This is a genomic window from Thauera sedimentorum (genome assembly GCF_014489115.1).
GTDB classification, from domain to species: Bacteria; Pseudomonadota; Gammaproteobacteria; order Burkholderiales; family Rhodocyclaceae; genus Pseudothauera; species Pseudothauera sedimentorum.
In genome coordinates this window covers 951,245-969,995 of the sequence record NZ_JACTAH010000002.1, presented here as the reverse complement: position 1 = coordinate 969,995, position 18,751 = coordinate 951,245, and the positions used below count along the sequence as shown (strand labels likewise).

19 protein-coding genes are annotated in these 18,751 nt (G+C 72.5%); 1 reads left to right on the top strand and 18 read right to left on the bottom strand.

Going from position 1 to position 18,751, the window contains the following annotated elements; translation table 11 throughout:
* Positions 1-67: 67 nt before the first annotated feature.
* Together IAI53_RS14290 and IAI53_RS14285 are read right to left on the bottom strand one after the other, a co-directional pair.
* Complete coding sequence (locus IAI53_RS14290; protein WP_187718842.1) at positions 68-2,719, bottom strand: AAA family ATPase; 2,652 nt, start codon at positions 2,717-2,719, stop codon at positions 68-70.
* Complete coding sequence (locus IAI53_RS14285; RefSeq protein ID WP_187718841.1) at positions 2,716-3,855, bottom strand: metallophosphoesterase family protein; 1,140 nt, start codon at positions 3,853-3,855, stop codon at positions 2,716-2,718. The genes IAI53_RS14290 and IAI53_RS14285 overlap by 4 nt, the downstream gene beginning before the upstream one ends.
* Positions 3,856-3,982: 127 nt before the next feature.
* Here IAI53_RS14285 and IAI53_RS14280 point away from each other — a divergent pair, with 127 nt between their 5' ends.
* On the top strand, positions 3,983-4,336 hold the full coding sequence (locus tag IAI53_RS14280; RefSeq protein WP_187718840.1) for a hypothetical protein: 354 nt from the start codon (positions 3,983-3,985) through the stop codon (positions 4,334-4,336).
* Here the strand turns inward: IAI53_RS14280 and IAI53_RS14275 are convergent.
* The 16 genes from IAI53_RS14275 to IAI53_RS14200 all read right to left on the bottom strand — a co-directional run bounded on the left by IAI53_RS14275 (position 4,333) and on the right by IAI53_RS14200 (position 18,713).
* Entirely contained in the window at positions 4,333-4,713 is a 381-nt protein-coding gene (locus tag IAI53_RS14275) for a cytochrome b5 domain-containing protein (RefSeq protein ID WP_222948311.1), read from the bottom strand. The two genes, IAI53_RS14280 and IAI53_RS14275, sit on opposite strands and share 4 nt — an antisense overlap.
* Positions 4,713-5,993: a ferredoxin reductase family protein gene (locus IAI53_RS14270; protein ID WP_187718839.1), complete on the bottom strand. Its 1,281-nt coding sequence runs from the start codon at positions 5,991-5,993 to the stop codon at positions 4,713-4,715. The genes IAI53_RS14275 and IAI53_RS14270 overlap by 1 nt, the downstream gene beginning before the upstream one ends.
* The gene (locus IAI53_RS14265; protein WP_187718838.1) at positions 5,990-6,280 is read right to left on the bottom strand and encodes a hypothetical protein; all 291 of its coding nucleotides are present in this window, start codon (positions 6,278-6,280) and stop codon (positions 5,990-5,992) included. The genes IAI53_RS14270 and IAI53_RS14265 overlap by 4 nt, the downstream gene beginning before the upstream one ends.
* A 211-nt stretch (positions 6,281-6,491) precedes the next feature.
* Positions 6,492-6,992, bottom strand: a complete 501-nt coding sequence (gene tpx, locus IAI53_RS14260) for a thiol peroxidase (protein WP_187718837.1) — start codon at positions 6,990-6,992, stop codon at positions 6,492-6,494.
* Positions 6,993-7,057: 65 nt separating this feature from the next.
* Positions 7,058-7,921: a cache domain-containing protein gene (locus tag IAI53_RS14255; protein ID WP_187718836.1), complete on the bottom strand. Its 864-nt coding sequence runs from the start codon at positions 7,919-7,921 to the stop codon at positions 7,058-7,060.
* Positions 7,922-8,023: 102 nt separating this feature from the next.
* On the bottom strand, positions 8,024-8,449 hold the full coding sequence (locus tag IAI53_RS14250) for a VOC family protein (protein WP_187718835.1): 426 nt from the start codon (positions 8,447-8,449) through the stop codon (positions 8,024-8,026).
* Between the two features lie 38 nt (positions 8,450-8,487).
* Positions 8,488-8,958, bottom strand: coding sequence for a bacterioferritin (gene bfr / locus IAI53_RS14245; protein WP_187718834.1), 471 nt, complete (start codon positions 8,956-8,958; stop codon positions 8,488-8,490).
* Between the two features lie 150 nt (positions 8,959-9,108).
* Positions 9,109-10,230 (bottom strand): DUF1513 domain-containing protein, encoded by a 1,122-nt coding sequence (locus IAI53_RS14240; protein WP_187718833.1) that lies wholly within the window; start codon positions 10,228-10,230, stop codon positions 9,109-9,111.
* Positions 10,220-11,248 carry an imelysin family protein gene (locus IAI53_RS14235; protein ID WP_187718832.1) on the bottom strand — a complete coding sequence of 343 codons (1,029 nt, stop codon included), beginning with the start codon at positions 11,246-11,248 and terminating at the stop codon, positions 10,220-10,222. The genes IAI53_RS14240 and IAI53_RS14235 overlap by 11 nt, the downstream gene beginning before the upstream one ends.
* On the bottom strand, positions 11,248-12,696 hold the full coding sequence (locus IAI53_RS14230; protein ID WP_187718831.1) for a di-heme oxidoreductase family protein: 1,449 nt from the start codon (positions 12,694-12,696) through the stop codon (positions 11,248-11,250). Before IAI53_RS14230 ends, IAI53_RS14235 begins: the two co-directional genes overlap by 1 nt.
* A gap of 94 nt (positions 12,697-12,790) precedes the next feature.
* A complete protein-coding gene (locus IAI53_RS14225) occupies positions 12,791-13,939 on the bottom strand; it encodes an imelysin family protein (protein WP_187718830.1) in 1,149 nt (382 codons plus the stop codon).
* 86 nt (positions 13,940-14,025) lie between these two features.
* On the bottom strand, positions 14,026-14,712 hold the full coding sequence (locus IAI53_RS14220; RefSeq protein WP_187718829.1) for a PA4824 family protein: 687 nt from the start codon (positions 14,710-14,712) through the stop codon (positions 14,026-14,028).
* Positions 14,713-14,864: 152 nt separating this feature from the next.
* Positions 14,865-16,088, bottom strand: a complete 1,224-nt coding sequence (locus IAI53_RS14215) for an NnrS family protein (protein ID WP_187718828.1) — start codon at positions 16,086-16,088, stop codon at positions 14,865-14,867.
* Positions 16,082-16,936: an ABC transporter ATP-binding protein gene (locus tag IAI53_RS14210; RefSeq protein WP_187718827.1), complete on the bottom strand. Its 855-nt coding sequence runs from the start codon at positions 16,934-16,936 to the stop codon at positions 16,082-16,084. The genes IAI53_RS14215 and IAI53_RS14210 overlap by 7 nt, the downstream gene beginning before the upstream one ends.
* On the bottom strand, positions 16,933-17,721 hold the full coding sequence (locus tag IAI53_RS14205) for an ABC transporter permease (RefSeq protein ID WP_187718826.1): 789 nt from the start codon (positions 17,719-17,721) through the stop codon (positions 16,933-16,935). Before IAI53_RS14205 ends, IAI53_RS14210 begins: the two co-directional genes overlap by 4 nt.
* Positions 17,718-18,713, bottom strand: a complete 996-nt coding sequence (locus tag IAI53_RS14200) for an ABC transporter substrate-binding protein (RefSeq protein ID WP_187718825.1) — start codon at positions 18,711-18,713, stop codon at positions 17,718-17,720. Before IAI53_RS14200 ends, IAI53_RS14205 begins: the two co-directional genes overlap by 4 nt.
* Positions 18,714-18,751: the final 38 nt, after the last annotated feature.

Here is an 18,751-nt window from a genome sequence, read left to right as displayed (position 1 = left end):
ACAAGCCTGAATGTATAACACAGTCGCCGCCGCCACCGGGACTCCCGCCGCGTTCGCACCGTCGCGCTCATTGCGCGCGCAGCGCCGCCAGCGAGCGCGCCGCCACGCCGAGGTCGCGCCAGTTGCCGGGATGGCAGGTGAATAGCAGGATCTGGTGGCGGGTGGCGGCGTCGAACAGCACGCGCTTCATCTGCGCGAGGCGCTCGGGGTCGCTGTGCACCAGCGCGTCGTCGAGGATGACCAGCGTGGGGCGGCCGGCTTCGGCGAGCAGGTCGGCGTAGGCCAGGCGGGCGATCACCCCCATCTGCTCGCGCGCGCCGAAGCTCAGCGCATCGAAGGCGCCGCTCTCGCTGCCGGCGCCACTGGGGCGGGTCAGCGGGCCGGGGGTGAGGTCCTCGTCGATCTCCAGGATGGCCTGCGGGAAGAGCAGTTGCAGGTAGCGGTTCAGGTGCTTCTGCAGCGGGGCCTGCAGGCGGCGGGTGAGCGCGCGGCGCTTGTCGCGCAGCAGGCCGAGCAGCAGATCGAGCGCGGCGGCGCGGCGGCGCAACTCGTCCGCGCGCCGTGCGGCCTGGGCGTGGTCGCGGGCGAGCTCGGCGCGACGCTCGTCCTGGCCGCGGGCGCCTTCGGTCTGCAGCTCCACTTCCAGGCGCAGCAGGCGCTCGCGGCGTTCGCGGTATTGCTTCTCCAGTTGCTCGGCGCTGGCGCGCAAACGCTCGACGTCCTGCTGCAGGATCTCGGGGCGGGCCTCGGCGACCTGGCGTTCCAGTTCGGCGACGCGGGTGGCGAGCGCGGCCTGCTCGGCGCGCGCGTCGGTCAGCTCGCGGCTGGCGGCGGCCAGGCGTTCGGCGCGATCCGGGGCTTCGCACAGGGCTTGCGCCGCGGCGTGCTCACGGGCGGCGGCCTCCAGCCGGCTGCGCGCATCGGCGGCGGCGAGCTGGGCGCGGTGGGCGTCCTCGCGCAGGGCGGCGAGGCTTTGTGCGGCGGCCTGCTCGGCGGCTTCGGCCTCGGTCGCGGTGAGCAGCTCGGTGGTGGTATCGGACGGCGCCGGCAGGCGGCCGAGGGCCTGGGCGAGCTCCTCGGCGCGGGCGGCCAGCGCCGCATGTTCGGTGCGCAGCGCATCGACGCCATGCGGGGCGAGCGCCTGCAGCGTGGCCTGGGCGGCGGCGAGCTCGTTCTGTAAGCGGGCGTATGCCAGCTCGCGCGCCTCGGCGGCCTCCAGCGAATCGAGTCCAAGCCGGGCGAGCAGCGCGCCCTGCGCATCGGCCAGCTCCGCGGCGCGCGCGGCGAGTGCGGCCAGGTCGCTGCCGCCAGGGGCGATTTCCAGGCGGCCGAGGCCGGGCAGCACCAGGGTGGTGGCGGCCAGCACGCGGGTTTCGCCGCTGCCGGTCAGCGTCTGCCCGCCCAGTTCGATCTGTCGGCCCGGCTCCAGCGCATAGCTGAGCCGGGTGGCAGCGGCGCCTCGGCGGATGTCGATGTCGGCCAGTTCGCGCGCCTGGGCGCGCAGGGTCTTGAGATCGGCGGGGCGGATGGCGGCGGATGCGGCCTCGCGCTGCAGCGCCTGCACGCGGGCCTGGGCGGCGTCGGCTTCGCGCAGCTGGGCGGCGGCGCTCTCCAGCTGCCGGCGCGCGGCTTCGGCGTCGCGCGCCAGGCGGGTACGTTCATCACGCTGCCGCGCGAGACGCAGGATGTTGCGGGCGGCCTCCAGCTCGCGCCCGGCCTGTTCCAGGCGCGACTGCCACTGCCCGGCGGGCGCGGTCGCCGCCGCGCTGGCCTGGCGGGCGGCTTCGAGTTCGGCGCCGCGTGCGGCCAGCGCCTGGTCGTCGCGCGCGAAGCCGTCGAGCTGGGCACGCAACAGGCCGGCTCGGCTTTCGATCTGGGCGGCGCGCTGGCGTTCGGCAGCCAGCGCTGCCTGCAGCTCGTGGGTGGCCTGCAGGCGCGCTTCGGCTTGCTGTTGCTGGACGCGGAAGCCGCGCCAGGGCTGCTCGGCCTCGTCCGCGGCGTGCTCGCGGCGCAGCGCGGCGAGCGCATCGACGCGCTCGCGGTAGCGGGCGATCTCGTCGTCGAGCCGGGCGAGCTCGGCGGCCAGCGCGCCCTCCTTGTCCAGCGCCTCCTTGTAAGCGCCGCGCGGGCGCCCGCCGGCTTCGGTGAGCAGTTCGTTGCGCTGCGCTTCCACCGCGCCCAGAAGTTCGTCGCCGCCGCTGGCGGCCACCTCACCGAGCGATTCGTTAAGCGCGCCGCGCAGGTGGTCGGTGGCGTGGCCGACCGCCTCGCGCAGCTCCTGCGCCGCGCCCTGCTCTATCCACAGCAGGCCGGGGATGCCCCAGTGCTCGGCCTTGCTCGCGCCGCGCCCTGCGTGCTGGTAGCCGAGCAGTTCGGCCAGGCGGTTCTCGGCCTCCTCGCCGTCCAGGCTCTCGCGACCGATCTGCAGCGTGCAGCGCTTGCGCGCGAGGAAGGTCTTGGCGAGATGACAGGGCTGGCCGTCGAGTTCGAAGTCGAGCTCCACGGTGGGTGCAGCGGCGGGCTCATTCCAGGGGCGCAGGTCGTCCACGCTGGAGGAGCGGTGACGCTCGAAGAAGGCGGCGCGGATGGCGGCGACCACGGTGCTCTTGCCGGCTTCGTTGGGGCCGGTGAACAGATTGAGCCCGGGGGCGAGATCGGCGATTTCCAGCGCCGTGCGGAACTGGCGGAGTTGCTCGATGCGGATGCGGGTGAGCTTCATTGCGCCTGCCCTCCGGCGGCCGGGCGGCGCGCGGCGAGCAGGCCGGCGAGCAGCGCCAGCGCGTCGCGTGCCGCCTCGGCACGGGCCGGGTCATTAGCCCGTTGTGCGGCCTGCAGCTCGCCGACCACGTCGGCGAGATAGCCGTCGGCGGCGAGCGCTTCGATATCCGCCTCGGTGGGTTCGAGCTGCAGCGCGGCGAGGTCGGCCACCAGGCTGCGCGCGCGGCCCTGGGCCTGCGCGAGCGCATCGGTCAGCCGGCGATGGCCGGCGAGATCGGTGCGTCCGCTCACTTCCATCTGCACCACGTCGGCCGGACCGAAGGCGGCCAGGCGCTCGAGCAGCAGGTCGAGATCGCTCGGCACCTGCAGTTCGGCCCCGGCGCTGTGCCAGCGGTAGCGCCCGGTGACCACCGGGGTCACCACCGGCGGTGCGCCGGGGGCGGCGATGTCGACCAGCAGGGCCTGGCCTGAGGCGTTGGCGCGGAAGCGATCGGTCTCCGGCGTACCGGCGTACCAGGTGCGCGGGTCGATCTCGCGGGTGCCGTGCCAGTCGCCCAGCGCCAGGTAGTCGAGCCGGGCGCTGGCCGCACGCCCGGCGGCGATCGGGTTGGCCGAGTCGATGTCCTCGGCGAGGATGCCCTGCACGCTGCCGTGGGCGAGGCCGACGCGCAGGTAGCCGGCCGGGGTGTCGGCGGCGGCGAACCATTCGGTGAGATCGGCGTGGGTGTTGCGCTGGGTGAGCGGCGCGGGCAGCAGGGCCACGCGTGCGTCGTCCAGCAGCAGCGGCTCGGGGCTGAGGCAGACCGTGAGGTTCGCCGGGATGGCATCCAGCCGCGCGGCGCGGGTCCACACCGACTCGGCGAGCGCGGCGTCGTGGTTGCCGGGGATCATCACCCAGCGCCCGGAAAAGCCGCCCAGGGCATGGAACAGGCGGTGCAGGGTGCGGTCGGTGACGGTCTGCGCGTCGAACACGTCGCCGGCAACCAGCACTGCATCGACGGCGTGCACGGCGGCGAGCTGGGCGAGGCGTTCGACCGCGTTGAAGCGCTCGTCGGCGAGCAGGGCGGCCTCGTCGGCGTCGAACTGGCCGAACAGCTTGCCGATCTGCCAGTCGGCGGTGTGCAGGAATCTGGGCATCGAATCTCGGAAAAAGGAAGGCGGACGGACCGGGCAATGATAGATGAGTCGGGCGCGCAGGAGCGCCCCGGTGGCCGGCGGGCGGCTCACGGTCCATACTGGGACAATCACCGACGCAGAGACTCGCATGCACGCATCCAAACCCGCACGCTGCACCGCCGCGCTGCTGCTCGCCCTGGTGCTGGCGCTGACACCGACCAGCGCGGTGCTGGCGCAGCACTACGACAGCGACACGGTCACCGGCGACCGCGCCACCGACATGGCCGCGGACCTGATCGTCGTGCGTCCGCTCGGGCTGGTGGGTGCGGTGATCGGCACGGCGGGCTTCATCATCGCGCTGCCCTTCACCATCCCCACCGGCACGGTGGACGACACCGCGCGCGAGTGGATCCGCGACCCGCTGGAATACACCTTCAACCGCCCGCTGGGCGACTTCGAGCACTGCGGCGCCGACCGCCACCCCTGCGGCAGGACGCGCTAGGGCGTGCTCACAGCATCCACGGCGGCCACGCCGATGCGATAGCCCGGCAGCAGGCCGTCGGCGTAGGGCGAATGCGCACGGCCGCGCATCTTGCTGCGGTAGGCCTCGCTCGCCTCGCGCCCGCACCAGGCCTCGATGACGTCCGGCCGGGAAGGGTGTTCCGGCAGATAGGCGGTGAGGTCGTACACCACCCCGTCGATGATCATCCAGCAGTCCTCCGCGCGGTCGTGGCGCGCCACCTCGGCGGCGACGTAGCGCGGCTCGCCGCTCGCCACCACTTGCGGCGCCTCCTCCGCCGGCGACAGCCAGGCGGCCAGCCACAGCGCAGCGACGGCGAACCAGAAGGACAGGGTGGCGACGGCGAACAGGCGGCGCATCAGCGGAAGTCGAACAGTTCGAAGTGGATGGCGCCGGGCGGCACGCCGCGGGCGGCGAGCTCACTGCGGGCGGCGTCGATCAGCGGCGCTGGGCCGCACAACTGCACCGCGCGCCCGGCCAGTTGCGGCACGCGGCCGAGCAGATCCGCCAGCGGCGGCGGCCCGTCGGCGGCTTCGGCGAGCAGGGCGAGCTGCGGGTCGGCGCCGGCGAGGGTCTGCAACTCCTCCAGGTAGGCGGCATCCTGTGCCCCGCGGAACAGGTAGATCAGCACGGTCGGCTGCGCGAGCGGCCCGGCGCGCAGCGCGGCGATGAAGGGCGTGATGCCTACCCCGCCGGCCAGCCACAGCTGCGGAGACTTGGCGCGGTCGGCGAGAAAGCGCCCGAAGGGCCCTTCCAGGCGCACGGTGACGCCGGACTCCAGCGCCTGGACATGGGTCGAACACGGTCCCAGGGCCTTGATGCCCACAGCCAGCGTACCGTCGTCGCCGACCCCGCTGACCGTGAACGGATGGAACTCGCGGCAACCGCGGAAATGCGCGCCGTCGCCGAAGGCGGCAAAGACGAACTGCCCCGGCGCCACCGCCATGCGCGGCCCGCAGGGTTCGAGCACCGCCTCGACCATGCGCGCCGCCGGATGGGTGACGCTGCGCACCCGGTAGGGGCGAGCCGCCAGGCCGAGATCCGCGCCCAGCAGCCGCCAGGCGATTGCCAGCACGCTGGCCGGCAGCAGCAACCACAACGGCCCCAGCTGCGCCAGCAGCGCGGCCACGTGCCCCAGCCCGGCGAGCACCCCGGCCCCGGCCAGGTAATGCAGCGCCCGCCAGCGGCGGTAGGGCAGATGCGCGCTGAAGGTGGCGGCCAGGCCGATCATCAGCAGTACCAGCCCCGCCCACCCCAGCCACACCGGCCAGTGATGCGCCCACGGGGCGAGCGCCAGCCAGGCCACCGCGGGCGACTCCTGCCAGCCGGCACCGGCCAGCGCGAGCGGGTGGATGAGCAGCAGCGCATAGGCGAGCACACCGCCGCGATGGTGCCAGCGGTACTGCGCATCCAGCCCGCCGAACAGCGCCGCAAGGCGCGGCTCGCGCACCATCAGCAACAGGCTGCCGGCCAGCAGGCCGCTGCCGGCCCAGGCGCTGACAATGGCCAGTGCGCGCCAGCCGTCCAGCCCCGCCGGCCAGGCCCAGGCCACACAGCCGGCGGCCAGCGCGAGGAGCAATGCGGGGGCGGCCAGACGGTTTGCCGGGGACACGACGGACACCCCGGCGACCGCGTTCATTGCAACCGCCCCTGCGCGCGCAACTGCTCGCAGGCGGACTGCCGCCGCGGGCTCAGCACCACCCCGGCAGCGCGGGCGCGCTCCGCCATCTCGGCGTGATGGGCCTGCTGGTAGGCGCGGCAATCGTCGTAGGAAGTGAAGCTGCGCAGGCGGCGCTGGTGCTCGATGCGCTCGTCCGGCGTCATCACCTGCCAGCCGTAGATGTTCTGCTCACCCGCCCGCCACGGCCCGGCATGGACCGGGAGCTGGACGGCCAGCAGCACCAGCAGGCAGAACGGACGCCACATGCGGACACCTCGCGCGCAAGGCGCTTGTCTGGATGGGCCCAGTATGCGCCGCTGCACCGCTGCTGGCGCTGCGGCAGGTCAAGAATCCCGCATGACAGGATCGCCAGCGGGCGATGCGGCTGCGCTGCCATCCGGGCAAGAGCGTGCCTGCCCCGGCCGGAGCAGGCAGGAAGGGGAGGACCGGCCGGGGCCGCTCCCCCCTCGGCAGGACTCAGCCGAGCACTGCGAGCGCCGCGGCGTAGTCCGGTTCGTCCTTGATCTCGGGGACCATCTGCGCGTGGATCACCTTGTCCGCGGCGTCCAGCACCACCACCGCGCGCGCGGTGAGGCCGGTGAGCGGACCGGAGGCGATGGCCACGCCCCAGTTGCGCGCGAACTCCGGGTTGCGGAAGGTGGACAGGGTGTGCACGTTGGCCAGCCCTTCGGTCTCGCAGAAGCGCTTGGCGGCAAAGGGCAGGTCGGCCGAGATCACCAGCACCACGGTGTTGCTGAGCTTGGAGGCCTCGGCGTTGAACTTGCGGGTGGAGGTGGCGCAGGTGGGGGTGTCCAGGCTGGGCACGATGTTCAGCACCTTGCGCTTGCCCGGCCAGGCATCCAGGCCGACGTCCTGCAGGTCGGCGCCGGTCAGGCAGAAGGCGGGGGCGGCTGCGCCCTTGGCCGGGAAGCTGCCGGCGACTTCGACGGGGTTGCCACCCAGGGTAACGGTGCTCATGGTGTTCTCTCCTTGTTGGTTTCTCTTGCTTGGGGGGTGAAACGCCACCGCACGGCCAGGCCGTGTCAGCGGGTGTAGTAGCCCACGCCCACCAGCATGCCCTCGACCATGCGGAAGAAGGTGGTCTTGCTCTCGACCTTGCCGGTGAGCGGGTTGCGCCAGGCGTACTCGAGCTGGCCTTCGCCCTTGCTGCGGGCGATGTTGAGCATGTCCGAGATGATCGGCTTGCCCCTGGGGTCACGCAGTTCGCGCGCATCGCGACCGACCAGCGCGGGACTGGCGCCGTGGGCGAGGAAGCGGCCGTCGTCCGCGGCGACCACGAAGACGTAGAGGTCGTCCTGGATGAACGCGCCGCCGACCGCCTGGAAGGCGTCGAGCGCGGCCGCCCGGTCCTGCGCCAGCGCGCCGGAGGCCCGCGCCAGCATCTCGCGCGCCTGCGCGGCGCTGGCGCGCGGGGTGTAGAAGCCGACCGCGACGATGTAGTCGCCCACCTTGCGGAACAGCGTCACCTTGGGTTCCTCGCGGTTCTCGGCCGGATTCAGCCAGCGGTACTCCACCCGCCCGGCGCCGTCGCGCGCGGCCGTGTCGAGGATCTCGCGGAAGAAGGCCTTGCCGGCCGAATCGGTACGCCCGGAGACGTTCTGCCCGATCAGCGCGGCCGAGGAGCCGCCGCTGGCAAGAAAGCGGCCGTCCGGCGCCAGCGCGTAAACATAGAGATCACGGTCGACGAATTCGCCCTGCCGGGAGAAATCCGCCAGGGCCGCCTCGCCACCGGCGGCAAGGTGCTGCGCAGCGCGTTCGAGCAAGGCTGCGGCACGCTTTTCGTCCCAGCGCTCGGACAGGCGCTCCGCCGCGGCGGCAGGGCCACCGGCCAACAGGGACAGCAGGGTGAAGCAGGACAGCAGGGCTCGCAGCAGCGAACGGGACATGCGGACACTCCGGGAAACGGGAAAGGAGTTCCAAAGATAGTTAGGCGCGCGGGCGCTGTCGAGCCGGGCGGGGCTGCGCAGCACTCGCGCCGCCCGCGGGCCTCACTTGGCGAACAGCTGGCCGATGTCCTTGAAGGCCTTGAACTCCAGCGCATTGCCGCAGGGATCGAGCAGGAACATGGTGGCCTGCTCGCCGACCTGGCCCTTGAAGCGCACATAGGGCTCGATGACGAACGGCGTGCCCAGCGAGCGCAGGCGTTCGGCGAGCGCTTCCCACTGCTCCCATTGCAGGACCACGCCGAAGTGCGGCACCGGCACGTCGTGGCCGTCCACCGGGTTGGTATGCGCCTGCTCCTGGGCGGCCGTCTTCGGGTGCTGGTGGATGACCAGCTGGTGGCCGAAGAAATCGAAATCCACCCACTGCGCACTGGAGCGGCCCTCGGCGAGGCCGAACACCTCGCCGTAGAAGCGCCGCGCGGCGGCGAGGTCATGGACCGGAATGGCGAGGTGGAAGGGCTGCAGGCTCATCGGCGGCTCCTCAGGAAATTCTGCCTGGCAGGATCGTATCAGCCGGCCATCTGCGACTGCAGGTAGTTCTGCAAGCCGACCAGCTTGATCAGGCCGAGCTGCTGCTCCAGCCAGTGGGCGTGGTCTTCCTCGGTGTCGTCGAGCATCTTCTCGAGGATCTCGCGGGTCACGTAGTCCTGCTCGGCCTCGCACAGCGCGATGGCTTCGCGCAGGTTCTTGACCACCAGCATCTCCACCGCCAGGTCCTTGGTGAAGATGTCCGGCAGGTCCTTGCCGACGGTGAGCTTGGACGGGCTCATCGCCGGCACGCCTTCGAGGAACAGGATGCGGCGGATCAGCGCGTCGGCGTGCTGGGTTTCGTCTTCCATCTCGTGGGCGATGCGCTCGGCGGCCTTGGCCAGACCCCATTCGGAGAGCATGCGCGAGTGGATGAAGTATTGGTCGCGCGCTGCCAGTTCGTCGGCAAGCAGTGCGTTGAGGGCGGCGATGACCTTCTTGTTTCCTTTCATGGCGGGCTCCGCGAACGGTTGGTCGTGTGGATCGGGGAATGATAGGCCGATATGCCGATCTGTAGGAGCGGGCTTGCCCGCGATTGCGGCGAGGTTTACTCGACGGGCGTATCGCGGCCAAGGCCGCTCCTACAGGGGCGGCGGCGGCGGTCAGGCGGGACGGGCGTGGTTGTCGAAGGCGAAGGGATGCGGCCAGTGGCCGCGCGGCTGCGCGCTGGCGGCGGCCACCTGCCACAGGTCGCCGCCGTCGCCCGTGGCGACCAGGCCGCCCCCGGCCACCGTCAGTGCGCACACGCCGGGCGTGGGCAGCTGGCCGACGAAGGCGCCGTCCGCCCGCCACAGCGCGAGCGTGCCGGCGACGCTGCAGCTCACCGCGAACAGCGGGCCAGCCGGATGCTCGACCGCGACGATGTCGCCGGCGTAGCCGCCGCAGGCGGCCAGCACTTCTGCGGAGGCCGCGCCGTAACGCAGCACGTCGCCATCGACGCGGGCGAACAGCGGGCGGGCGTAGTCCGGCGCGGCGGCGTCGGCGGCCTCGTTCTGCAGCGATACCGCGATGCGGCCGTCGGCGGCCTGGGCGATGTGGCGCACGCTCATCCACGGGTCGGGCAGGCGGTAGTGGGCGAGCAGGCGGCCGTCGGCCGGGTCGAGCAGCGCCAGCGAGGGGTCCATGCTGTCGAGGTTGCGCTTCAGGCGTCCGGTTTCCGGCAGCGTGAGGATGCCGCCGTTGGCCACCGCGATGCGCCCGTCGGCGAGTTGCTGCACGGCGTGCGGGCCGATGCCGCCGGTCGGCCAGGCGGCCAGGCGTTCCAGGGTGTGCGCGTCGTAAACGCCCACCCTGCCCTGGCCATCGATCAGCTCGCTCTCGGTGGCGAACAGCAGGCGGCCGTCGCGGCTGAAGGCCAGGTGCCCTTCCAGGCGGATGTCCTCGTCGGCGTCATAGACGTCGAACTCGGCGAGCGGACGGCCGCTGGCGACCTGCCAGCGCATCAGGAAACGGCCCGGGCGGCGCGCGGCGACCACCGCGGAGCCGTCGCCGGACGGATGCCAGGCCAGGTCGTGGCCGCGCGCAGGCAGCTCCAGCGCGCTGGCGAGCGCGTCGCTGCGCCCGGCGAAGAAGCGCCGCGGACGCTCGGGCGAATCCGCCCAGCAGGTGAGCAGCGCGGGTTCGGCGCCGGCCAGCGCGGCACGGGCCGGCGCGGCGAGCTGCGCGAGCAGCAGGCCGGCGGGCACGGCGCCGAGCAGGCGGCGGCGGACGAGGTCAATCGCCATCGCTTTCTCCGAAGCCCACGGTCACCTTCATGGCGTCGGCCACGTCCTCGGCGAGCAGGCGCTGCAGGCGGCCGAGTTCGGTCATCAGGTTTTCGGCGGCCGGGCGGGCGGCCTCGGCGCCGAGATCCCCGGGCAGGTCGGCCAGCGCCGCGGCCACGGCGTCAAGGCGCACATCGACACGGTCGGCGAGCACCAGCAGGCCGCGGCCGCGCATCACCGCGGTCAGGCCCGGCCAGCCCTCGCCGCCCTGCAGCCCGGCGCGCAGGCCGCCGAAGTAGGCAAGCAGACCGTCGCGCGCGGTGGCGCTGCGCCAGGCGTCGGTCTCCGCCGGCCCGCTGCGCGGACGCAAGGGCTTGTCCAGATACTTGAGGCGCAGCACCTCGGTGCTGCCGATCAGGATGTTGATGCCATCGCCGATCAGGCGCGCCTCGCGCTCCGGGTCGGCTTCGGCCAGCGCCGCGCGCCATGCCGGCCAGCCGGTGGCGGTGTCGGCCAGGGCGGCGGCGGCATCCTGCGCCAGCCAGGCGGCGTAGCGGCAGGCCGCCGGGTCGTCGGCGAGCGGCGCGCGCCCGGCGTCGAACAGCAGGTATTCGATGGCCGGCAGGCCGCGCGCGGACAGGCCGATGCGCGCGGTGTCGTCCGGGCTCTGCGCATACTGGGCGATGGAGCGCTCGATCTGCGCCGGCCGGGTGGGCCAGAAGTCGATGCGCCGCAGCACGCGGGTTTCCAGCACCGGGCCGAAGGGCAGCGGCGAGAGCGCGCGCAGCGCAAGCTGGGCCTCGCGCCAGCGCACGCGGGCGGCCGCCAGCGCGGCAGGCCGGCCGGCGCAGGTGGCTTGCAGCGCGGCACCCAGCGCCTCGACCCGCTCGCCCAGCCCGGCGTAACCGGGCGCCAGGCGGGCCTCGGTGAGCGCCGCCATCCACTGCGAGGGCATCACGTAGGGCGCCGGCGCGGCGGCAGCCGCGAGCGGCGCGGCAAGGGCGAGCAGCAGGGTCGCCAGACGGTGCGCGGCGCGCATCACAGCGACTCCACGAACTTGACCAGCGCCTCGCGCGCTTCCTTGCTCAGGCCCAGCACATGCTGCTTCGAGGCTTCGGCCTCGCCGCCGTGCCACAGGACGGCTTCCAGCACGCCGCGCGCGCGGCCGTCGTGCAAGAGGTACTGGTGGCCGTTGACCGCCGGAATCAGGCCGATGCCCCACAGCGGCGGGGTGCGCCATTCGCGGCCGTCGGCCTCGAAGTCGGGGCGGCCGTCGGCCAGCCCTTCGCCCATGTCGTGCAGCAGCAGGTCGGTGTAGGGCCAGATGGTCTGCCCGGACAGTTCGGGGAAGTCCTTGGCCTCGCCGGTGACATGGCTGGGCACGTGGCAGCTGGCGCAGCGCGCTTCGTGGAAGATGCGCTTGCCGGCCAGCACCTGCGGGTCGCGCGGATTGCGGCGTTCCGGCACGGCCAGGGTGGCGGTGTAGAAGATGGTGCGTTCCAGCGCGCGGTCGTCGATGTCGGTGCGGTGTTCGCCGCGCTCGGCACGCCAGGCCGCCTCCTGCTTCTGCCGGGCCACGCAGTCGGCCTGCGCGGCGGTGCATTCCTCGTGCGGGAACAGCCGCGAGGTGATGCCGATGTCGCCATTGAAGGCGCCGGCGGTCTGGTGGGCCACCGTGCCGACGTTGGCCTTCCAGCCGAAGCGGCCGATCACCCAGTCCTGCCGGGAGGTGTCCCACACCCGGTTGGGGCGCCCGGAGATGCCCGCATCCTCGGCGGCCTGGCGCTCGGCAAGCTCGCGCAGGCGGGCTTCGGGGATGGCCTCGAGCAGGCCCAGGCCGATGACCTGGGGCGCGACGCGCGGGGAGACGAGCGTCTGCGGATGCATCGGCCCGTAGCCCAGCTCGGAGAGCTCGTAGCTCGGCTTGCGCAGGCTGTAGGGCGTGCCGTCGGCGAACTGCCCGGCGATCTCCTGGTAGCGCACGGTGATGCGCGCCTCGGGACGCAGGTCGGGCAACGCCAGGTTGTTGAGCTGGCCGCCGTAGGTGGGTTCGGGCACCACGCCGTCCTTGCCGCCCTCGCCCGGAATCGACAGGCGCAGCAGCAGGCCCACCGGCTGTTCGGTGCTGACGCCGTGCTCATCGACCGGCGGCGGGGCGCCGCGGCCGTCCATCGCATGGCAGCCGGCACAGGCGCGGGCGATGAAGTGCGGGCCGAGCCCGTCGCGCCCGGTGGTGGAGGCCGGCGCACCGACCCAGCTCTTCTTGAAGAAGGAGTTGCCGATGAAGAACGGCGTCTGGCGATCCACCGACAGATTGGCCGCCGGGTAGGAAAAGGCGTTGCGGCCGTGGTCCGGGGTGGTGGTGGCGCCGCCGGGCAGTTCTTCGCCGGGCTCGAAGCCGATGCCGGTTGCGGCGGACAGGGTGGCGGAGAGAGCGGCGCCGGCGGCAAGCGCGCCGAGGCCGAGGAGCAGGCGGGGAGAAGTCATGGGCAGCAGGCGGGATTCGGCAATGGCAGGGCGGAGGGGATGCTGCGCGGCAGGCGGGCACCGGCCCACCCGCCGCGCATTCACGAACGGCCGTTTACTCCGGCAGCGCGGTGTTCAGGCGCTTGATGCCGAGCGCGGCCGCGGCTTCGACCAGGCCTTCGGTCTGCTTCTTCAGCGCCACCACGGTGGCCTCGACCTTGGCGCGGCCCGGATTGCCGGCGAGGATCGCGCGGTCGAAGGGCGCGGGAATCGCCTCCGCCGCCTTCACCGAGCCGTCGATCTGGCTATCCACGCGGGTGGCCAGCGCCTTGTTCTTCGCCGCCACCAGGTCGCGCACGCCCGGGCCCTTGAGCACGCTGCCGTCGGCACGGGTGTACTGGCCGCGCCACACGTTGCGGATGCCGGCGGCGTTGGCGACGATGTCGCGGTGGGTGTTGTCCGAGAAGCACGAGTGCTCGTCTTCCTGGTTCTGCGAGTCGAGCGCCACCTCGATGCGCTCGCCGGCCAGCTCACCGCGCGACAGGATGCCGATCGCCGAGATCACCCTGGCGAGATTGCCCTCGTCGGCCGCGAAACTCTTGCGGTAGTTGTCGGCATTCGGCGCCCAGGCGTCCACCAGGCCGGCGAGGTCCTTGACCAGCAGCTCGGTGGTGACCTTCAGGTAGTCGCGGCGACGGTCGGCGTTGGGCGCCTGGCCGTCGACGAAATCGGTGTAGGCACGACGGCCCGGGCTGTCCTCGTAGAGATCCTGGCCCCACAGCATGAACTCGATGGCGTGCCAGCCGGTGGAGATGTTCTCCTCGCCGTCCTTCTCGTTCAGGCCGGCCAGGGTGTCCATGTCGATGCTCACCGAACGGTCGGCGATGATGCCGGCCTCGGCCGCGCCATTGACGAAATCTACATAAGCCTCGTCCATCGGCCAGGCGTTGATCTGGCCTTCCGGGCCGTCCTCACCGTCGATCGGGCCGCCGTAGAAGCGGAAGGCCTCGGTCTGGCCGTACCATTCGCGCGCTTCCAGCCAGGCCTTGCGGGCGGCCTGCAGGCCGGCCTCGGACGGCGCAGCGACGAAAGCGTCCACCGCCTTCTGCAGGGCCAGGGCGCCGGCGTGGGCGTCGGCGTAGCTGGCATGCACCAGCTCACCGTAGTGGGCGAGCACGCGCGGCGCGCTCACCGGCTCGGCGGCCAGCGTGACGGTGGAGAACTGCAGCGCGGCAAGCGCGGAAACCAGGGTGATCAGTCGCATCGGGGTCATCTTCCTTGTAGGTTGTCGGTCAACAGGACGACCGGGCGGCGTGCCGCCCGGTCGCGTGCGGGAGCGGCGCCGGCAAATCAGAACTCCCAGGCGATGCCCGCGTTGGCAAAGCTGCGGTCGTTGCCGCGCCCGACTGCCGCAGACACCTTCAGGCCGTCGACGATCTCGTAGCGCAGGCCGAGCGCGCGGTCCGGGCGGCTGTGTTCGGCGCCGAAGGTTTCGACCACGAAGTTCAGCTGCTCGGTGAGCGGCAGGTCCAGCGCCACGCCCCAGGTGTTCACGCCTTCGCTCTCGCCGCGCTCGCGGGTGATCTCGCGGCCGAGGTTCAGGTGCACCATCTGCCCGCCCTCGAAAGTCCAGGTCGCCAGGCCGCTGAGCGCATGCACGCGGGTGGACACGCCGTCCAGGCGGTCGCGGCCGTATTCGTACTTCAGGCCGGCCGAAAGGCCGGTCTCGGACTGCAGCGGCACCCACTTGATCGCCAGCCCGTGGCCGTTGATGGTGTCGGTGGGCGAGGAGGCGTGGTCGCGGGTACGGGCGAAGCCGATCTCCATTTCCACGTTGTCGATCGGCCCGAAGCCGGCGGCGGCCTCGAAGCCGCGCGCCTCGTCGTCCTTGGACCAGCCGGCCTCCAGCTTGGCGCCACCCTTGTCCAGGGTGCCGGCATCGTCGACGTTGAGCGGGCGCTCGGCATGGGCCAGGCCGCTGGCGCCCAGCAGCGCGGTGGCGAACAGCGGAATCAGACGGCTACGCAGGTCTTGCATGTTGAACCTCGGAATATTGTGGTTTTCAGGTGGACGAGCCGGCCTCCCCGGCGGGCAGGGCGGAAACCACTACCTCAACAGGGATATCCGCGCAGAGGAATACTAATAAGAGTCAGTATCATTTGCAAACAGGAATTGCTGCGCTGCGGCGTTTACGCCACAGGATTGGCGATATCCTCGCGCAGCCCGGCGCAAGCCGACTGCCCATCGCCGCGCGGGCGGCTGAGCACAGGCCAGGCCGCGGCGAACTGCCAGGCGAAGGCGGCGACCCACAGCCCGCCGGCGGCGCCGAGCAGGAGGAGCGGGGCGAAGCCGTAGCCTGCGCGCAGCAGCGCCGCGCCGACGATCAGCCCGGCGCCCAGCGGCACCCGCAGGCCGCGCTCCAGCGGCACCCCGGCATGGATGCGCCCGGCGATGTTCATCACCACGAAGATGGACAGGCCCATGCCACCCGCCATCAGCAAGTGGCGCCCGGCCGAGGGCGACAGCGGCACGCCCAGCAGCGCGAGGCCGAGCAGCAGGTAGCCGGCCGCCATCAGCCAGTACACTAGGTAGAGCATGAACACCCAGCGGCTGAACAGCACCCGCCCGAGGTGCCAGTCATTGGTCAGGTTGAACAGCGCGGCCGCCGCGGCCAGGGCGATCCAGCCCGAGACCGGGGCCAGCGGCGCGAGCAGTTCGACCACGGTGTACAGCGCGATGCAGAACATCGCCAGATTGCGCCGCGGCGGGCGGGCGAGGTATTCCACCGCAGTCTCGCCACGTTCTTCGAGTGCGCCGTTGACCACCCGCATGGAGATGCGCGACAGCGCCAGCACGATGAACACCATCATCACCCCGACCGCCGCGTTGAGCCAGGCGAGCTGCTGGCCGCCGCCCAGCGCGGCGGCGTGGTAGCCCACGGTGCATGCCAGCAGGGCCGCCAGTCCCCACAGGAAGGCCAGATGGCGGCGTGCCGGGTCGCGCCACAGGCGCGGCGCGGCCATCGCCAGCGCGCCGGCGAGCAGCGCGCATTCGGCCACTGCGGCGAGCCACTGCCCGGGCGCCCCGCCCAGCACGAAGCCGGCACGCGCGCCCAGCCACAGCAGCGCCAGCATGGCGACCTGGCGGCGCGGCACCGCCGCGCTGGCGGTGAACTCGGGCAGCGCGGTGAGCAGGAAGCCGAGCAGCGCCGCGCCGCCGAAACCCAGCGCCATCTCGTGCGCATGCCAGGCGAGCGCGCCGCCGGCCACCGTGGGCAGGGCCAGCGCGCCGCCCAGCGCGGCCAGCCAGGCGGCAAACGCCAGCGCGCTCCAGGCCGAGGTGAACAGGAAGAAGGGGCGGAAGCCGCACAGCAGCAACGCATCGAGGCGGGCACGCAGGCCGCCGCTCAGCATTGCAGCCCCCTGCGCGCGGCCGGCGCCCCGCCGGAGGCCACCAGGCGCAGCCCGCCGCCGGCCTGGCAGGTCGCCTCGGCTTGCGGCGCGCCCGCCGCGGTGCCCAGCGCCGGCAGGCCGAAGCTCGCGCGCACCGTGGCGTGCTGCAGCAGCTCGGCGGTGTGCTGGTAGACGAAGGCGTCATCGCGCGCGAGCGCGGGACGGGCAAGGTCGAAGCGCGCGACGATGCGCCCCGGATCGGGCGCCATCACCAGCAGCTGGTCTGAGAGGCGCACCGCTTCCATCAGGTCGTGGGTGATCATCAGCACCGCCATCTCGCGTCCGGCCAGATGCTCGGCGAGCAGGGCGTAGAGTTCGGCCTTGAGGCCGATGTCGAGCGCCGAGAAGGGTTCGTCGAGCAGCAGCAGGTCGGGCTCCATGACCAGCGCGCGCGCCAGCGCCACCCGGCTCTGCATGCCGCCGGAGAGCTGGTGCGGGTACTTCTCCAGGTCGTCGGCCGCCAGCCCCACCCGCAGGCCGAGCTCGAAGGCGCGCCGTTCGCGCTCGCGCCGCACCACGCCGCGCGCCTTGAGGCCCAGGGCAATGTTGTCCAGCGCACGGTTCCAGGGCAGCAGGCGCGGCTGCTGGAACACCGCGGCGGGCGCGGCGAAGTCCGACGCCAGCCGCCCCTCGCGCACTGCCAGCAGGCCGGCGACCAGGTGCAGCAGGGTGGTCTTGCCGCAGCCGGAGGGACCGACCAGGGCGGCGACCTGCCCGACGGGCAGCTCGAAGTCGATGCCGGCGAGCACGGTGCGCAGCGCGTAGGCGTGGCCCAGGCCCTGGGCCTGGAGGCGTTTCGGGATCGTCATCTTGCGGTCCGCCAGCGCTCGACCTCGCGCTTGATGGGTTCGAGCAGCAGGTATTCCACCGCCAGCAGCAGGCCGACCACGGCAAGAATCCAGGCCAGCGTGGCGGCGGTGTCCAGATGCGAGCGGGTCACCGCCAGCGCGGCGCCCACGCCGTCGCTGGTGGCGAGCAGCTCGGCCATCACCACCACCTTCCAGGCGATGCCGAGCGCGGTGATCCAGGCGGGAAAGAGATAGGACAGCACATGCGGCAGATAGACGTCGGTCAGGCGCATCAGCGGCGGCAGGCGATAGGCGGCGGCGAGCTCGGCGAGTTGGCCGTCCACGGTGCGCGCGCCCTGCAGCGCGCCGACGAAGATCACCGGGAAGGCGGCGACGAACACGGTGAATACCGGGGTGCCGTCGCCGGCGCCGAACCACAACAGGGCGAGCACCAGCCAGGCGATGGGCGGGGTGCCGATCAGCACGGTGACCACCGGGCGCGACATCATCGCCGCGGTCATCGACAGGCCGGCGAGCAGGCCCATCGCGCTGCCGGCGGTGAGCGCCAGCGCGAAACCGATGAGCGCGCGGCGCGCGGTGACCAGCAGCTCCGGCCAGGCGCTGCCGTCGGCGAGCAGCCCGGCCAGGGTGGCAAAGGCGGTGCGCGGGTCGGGCAGGATCAGCTCGCCGTAGAAGCCGGCGGCCCACTCCCACAGCGCGAGGCAGAGCAGCAGCGAGGCCAGCGCGCCCCAGCCGCTCCACAGGTAGGCCGGCAGGCCGGCCAGCCAGCGCGCCGCCGCGTTCATCTGCCCGCTCCGGCGTAGAAGCCGTCGTCCGGCAGGCGGCCGCCGACCAGCGCCGGATTGCGCTCGGCCAGCACGCCGTAGAAGAACTCCAGCTCGGCGCGCGCGCCCGCAGCCGGCAACGCTTCCAGCGGGCTGACCGCCAGCGCATCCATCACCGCCTCGGCGCTCAGCAGCTCGACGCGCGCCGCCACGCTGCGTGCGCAGGCTTCGCGATCGGCGATGCATTCGCGCAGCGCCGCATCGTAGGCGGCGTGGATGCGCGCGACGAAGGCGGCGTCCTGCGCGCGCGCGCCGACCACCGCGATGCCGGCCTGCGGCATGCGTGCGGAGCGCTGCAGCACGCGCCCCCACTCGGCCTGCAGGTCGATGCTGCGGTGCAGTTCCGGGGCGATCAGGCCGACCGGGAAGGACTTGGTCTTGCGCAGCGCCATCGACACCGCCGGCTCGGCCAGCAGGGCGTGATCCACGCGGCGCGCGATCAGCAGCTGCATGGCGTCCATCGGGGTGGCCACGTAGCGCAGGCGGAAATCCTTGCGCGGATCAAGGCCCTGGCGCTCGGCCACCACGCCGAAAACGATGTCCGGCATGTCGGCGCGGAAGGGCATGGCGATCTCCTCGCCCTTCAGGTCGGCCAGGGTCTTCAACTCCGCCGAGCGCGACACCAGCCACAGGATGCCCCAGGTGGACACGTTGGCGAGCTTCAGCTGCGCGCCGCGGTTGTACAGGTTGGCCGCCACGTTGGTGGGCATGGCGAGCACGTCGGCGCGCCCTTCCAGCGCCATCACGCGCAGCTGGTCGGGGTCGCGCCAGAGGACGAAGTCCACCTCGTCGGCAATGTCCGCCAGCGCGCCGGATTCGGCCATGCGGATCAGCGGGAAGGACACCGCTGCGGCCGGGCCGGCGAGCACCAGGCGGGGGAGTTTTTCGGCCTGCGCGGAAAGCGGCGCGAGCAGCGCGGCCAGCAGCAGCAGGCAGAGGCTGAAAGGCCGCATCGCGGGCAAGCCCGCTCCTACCGGTACCGCTCGGTGTG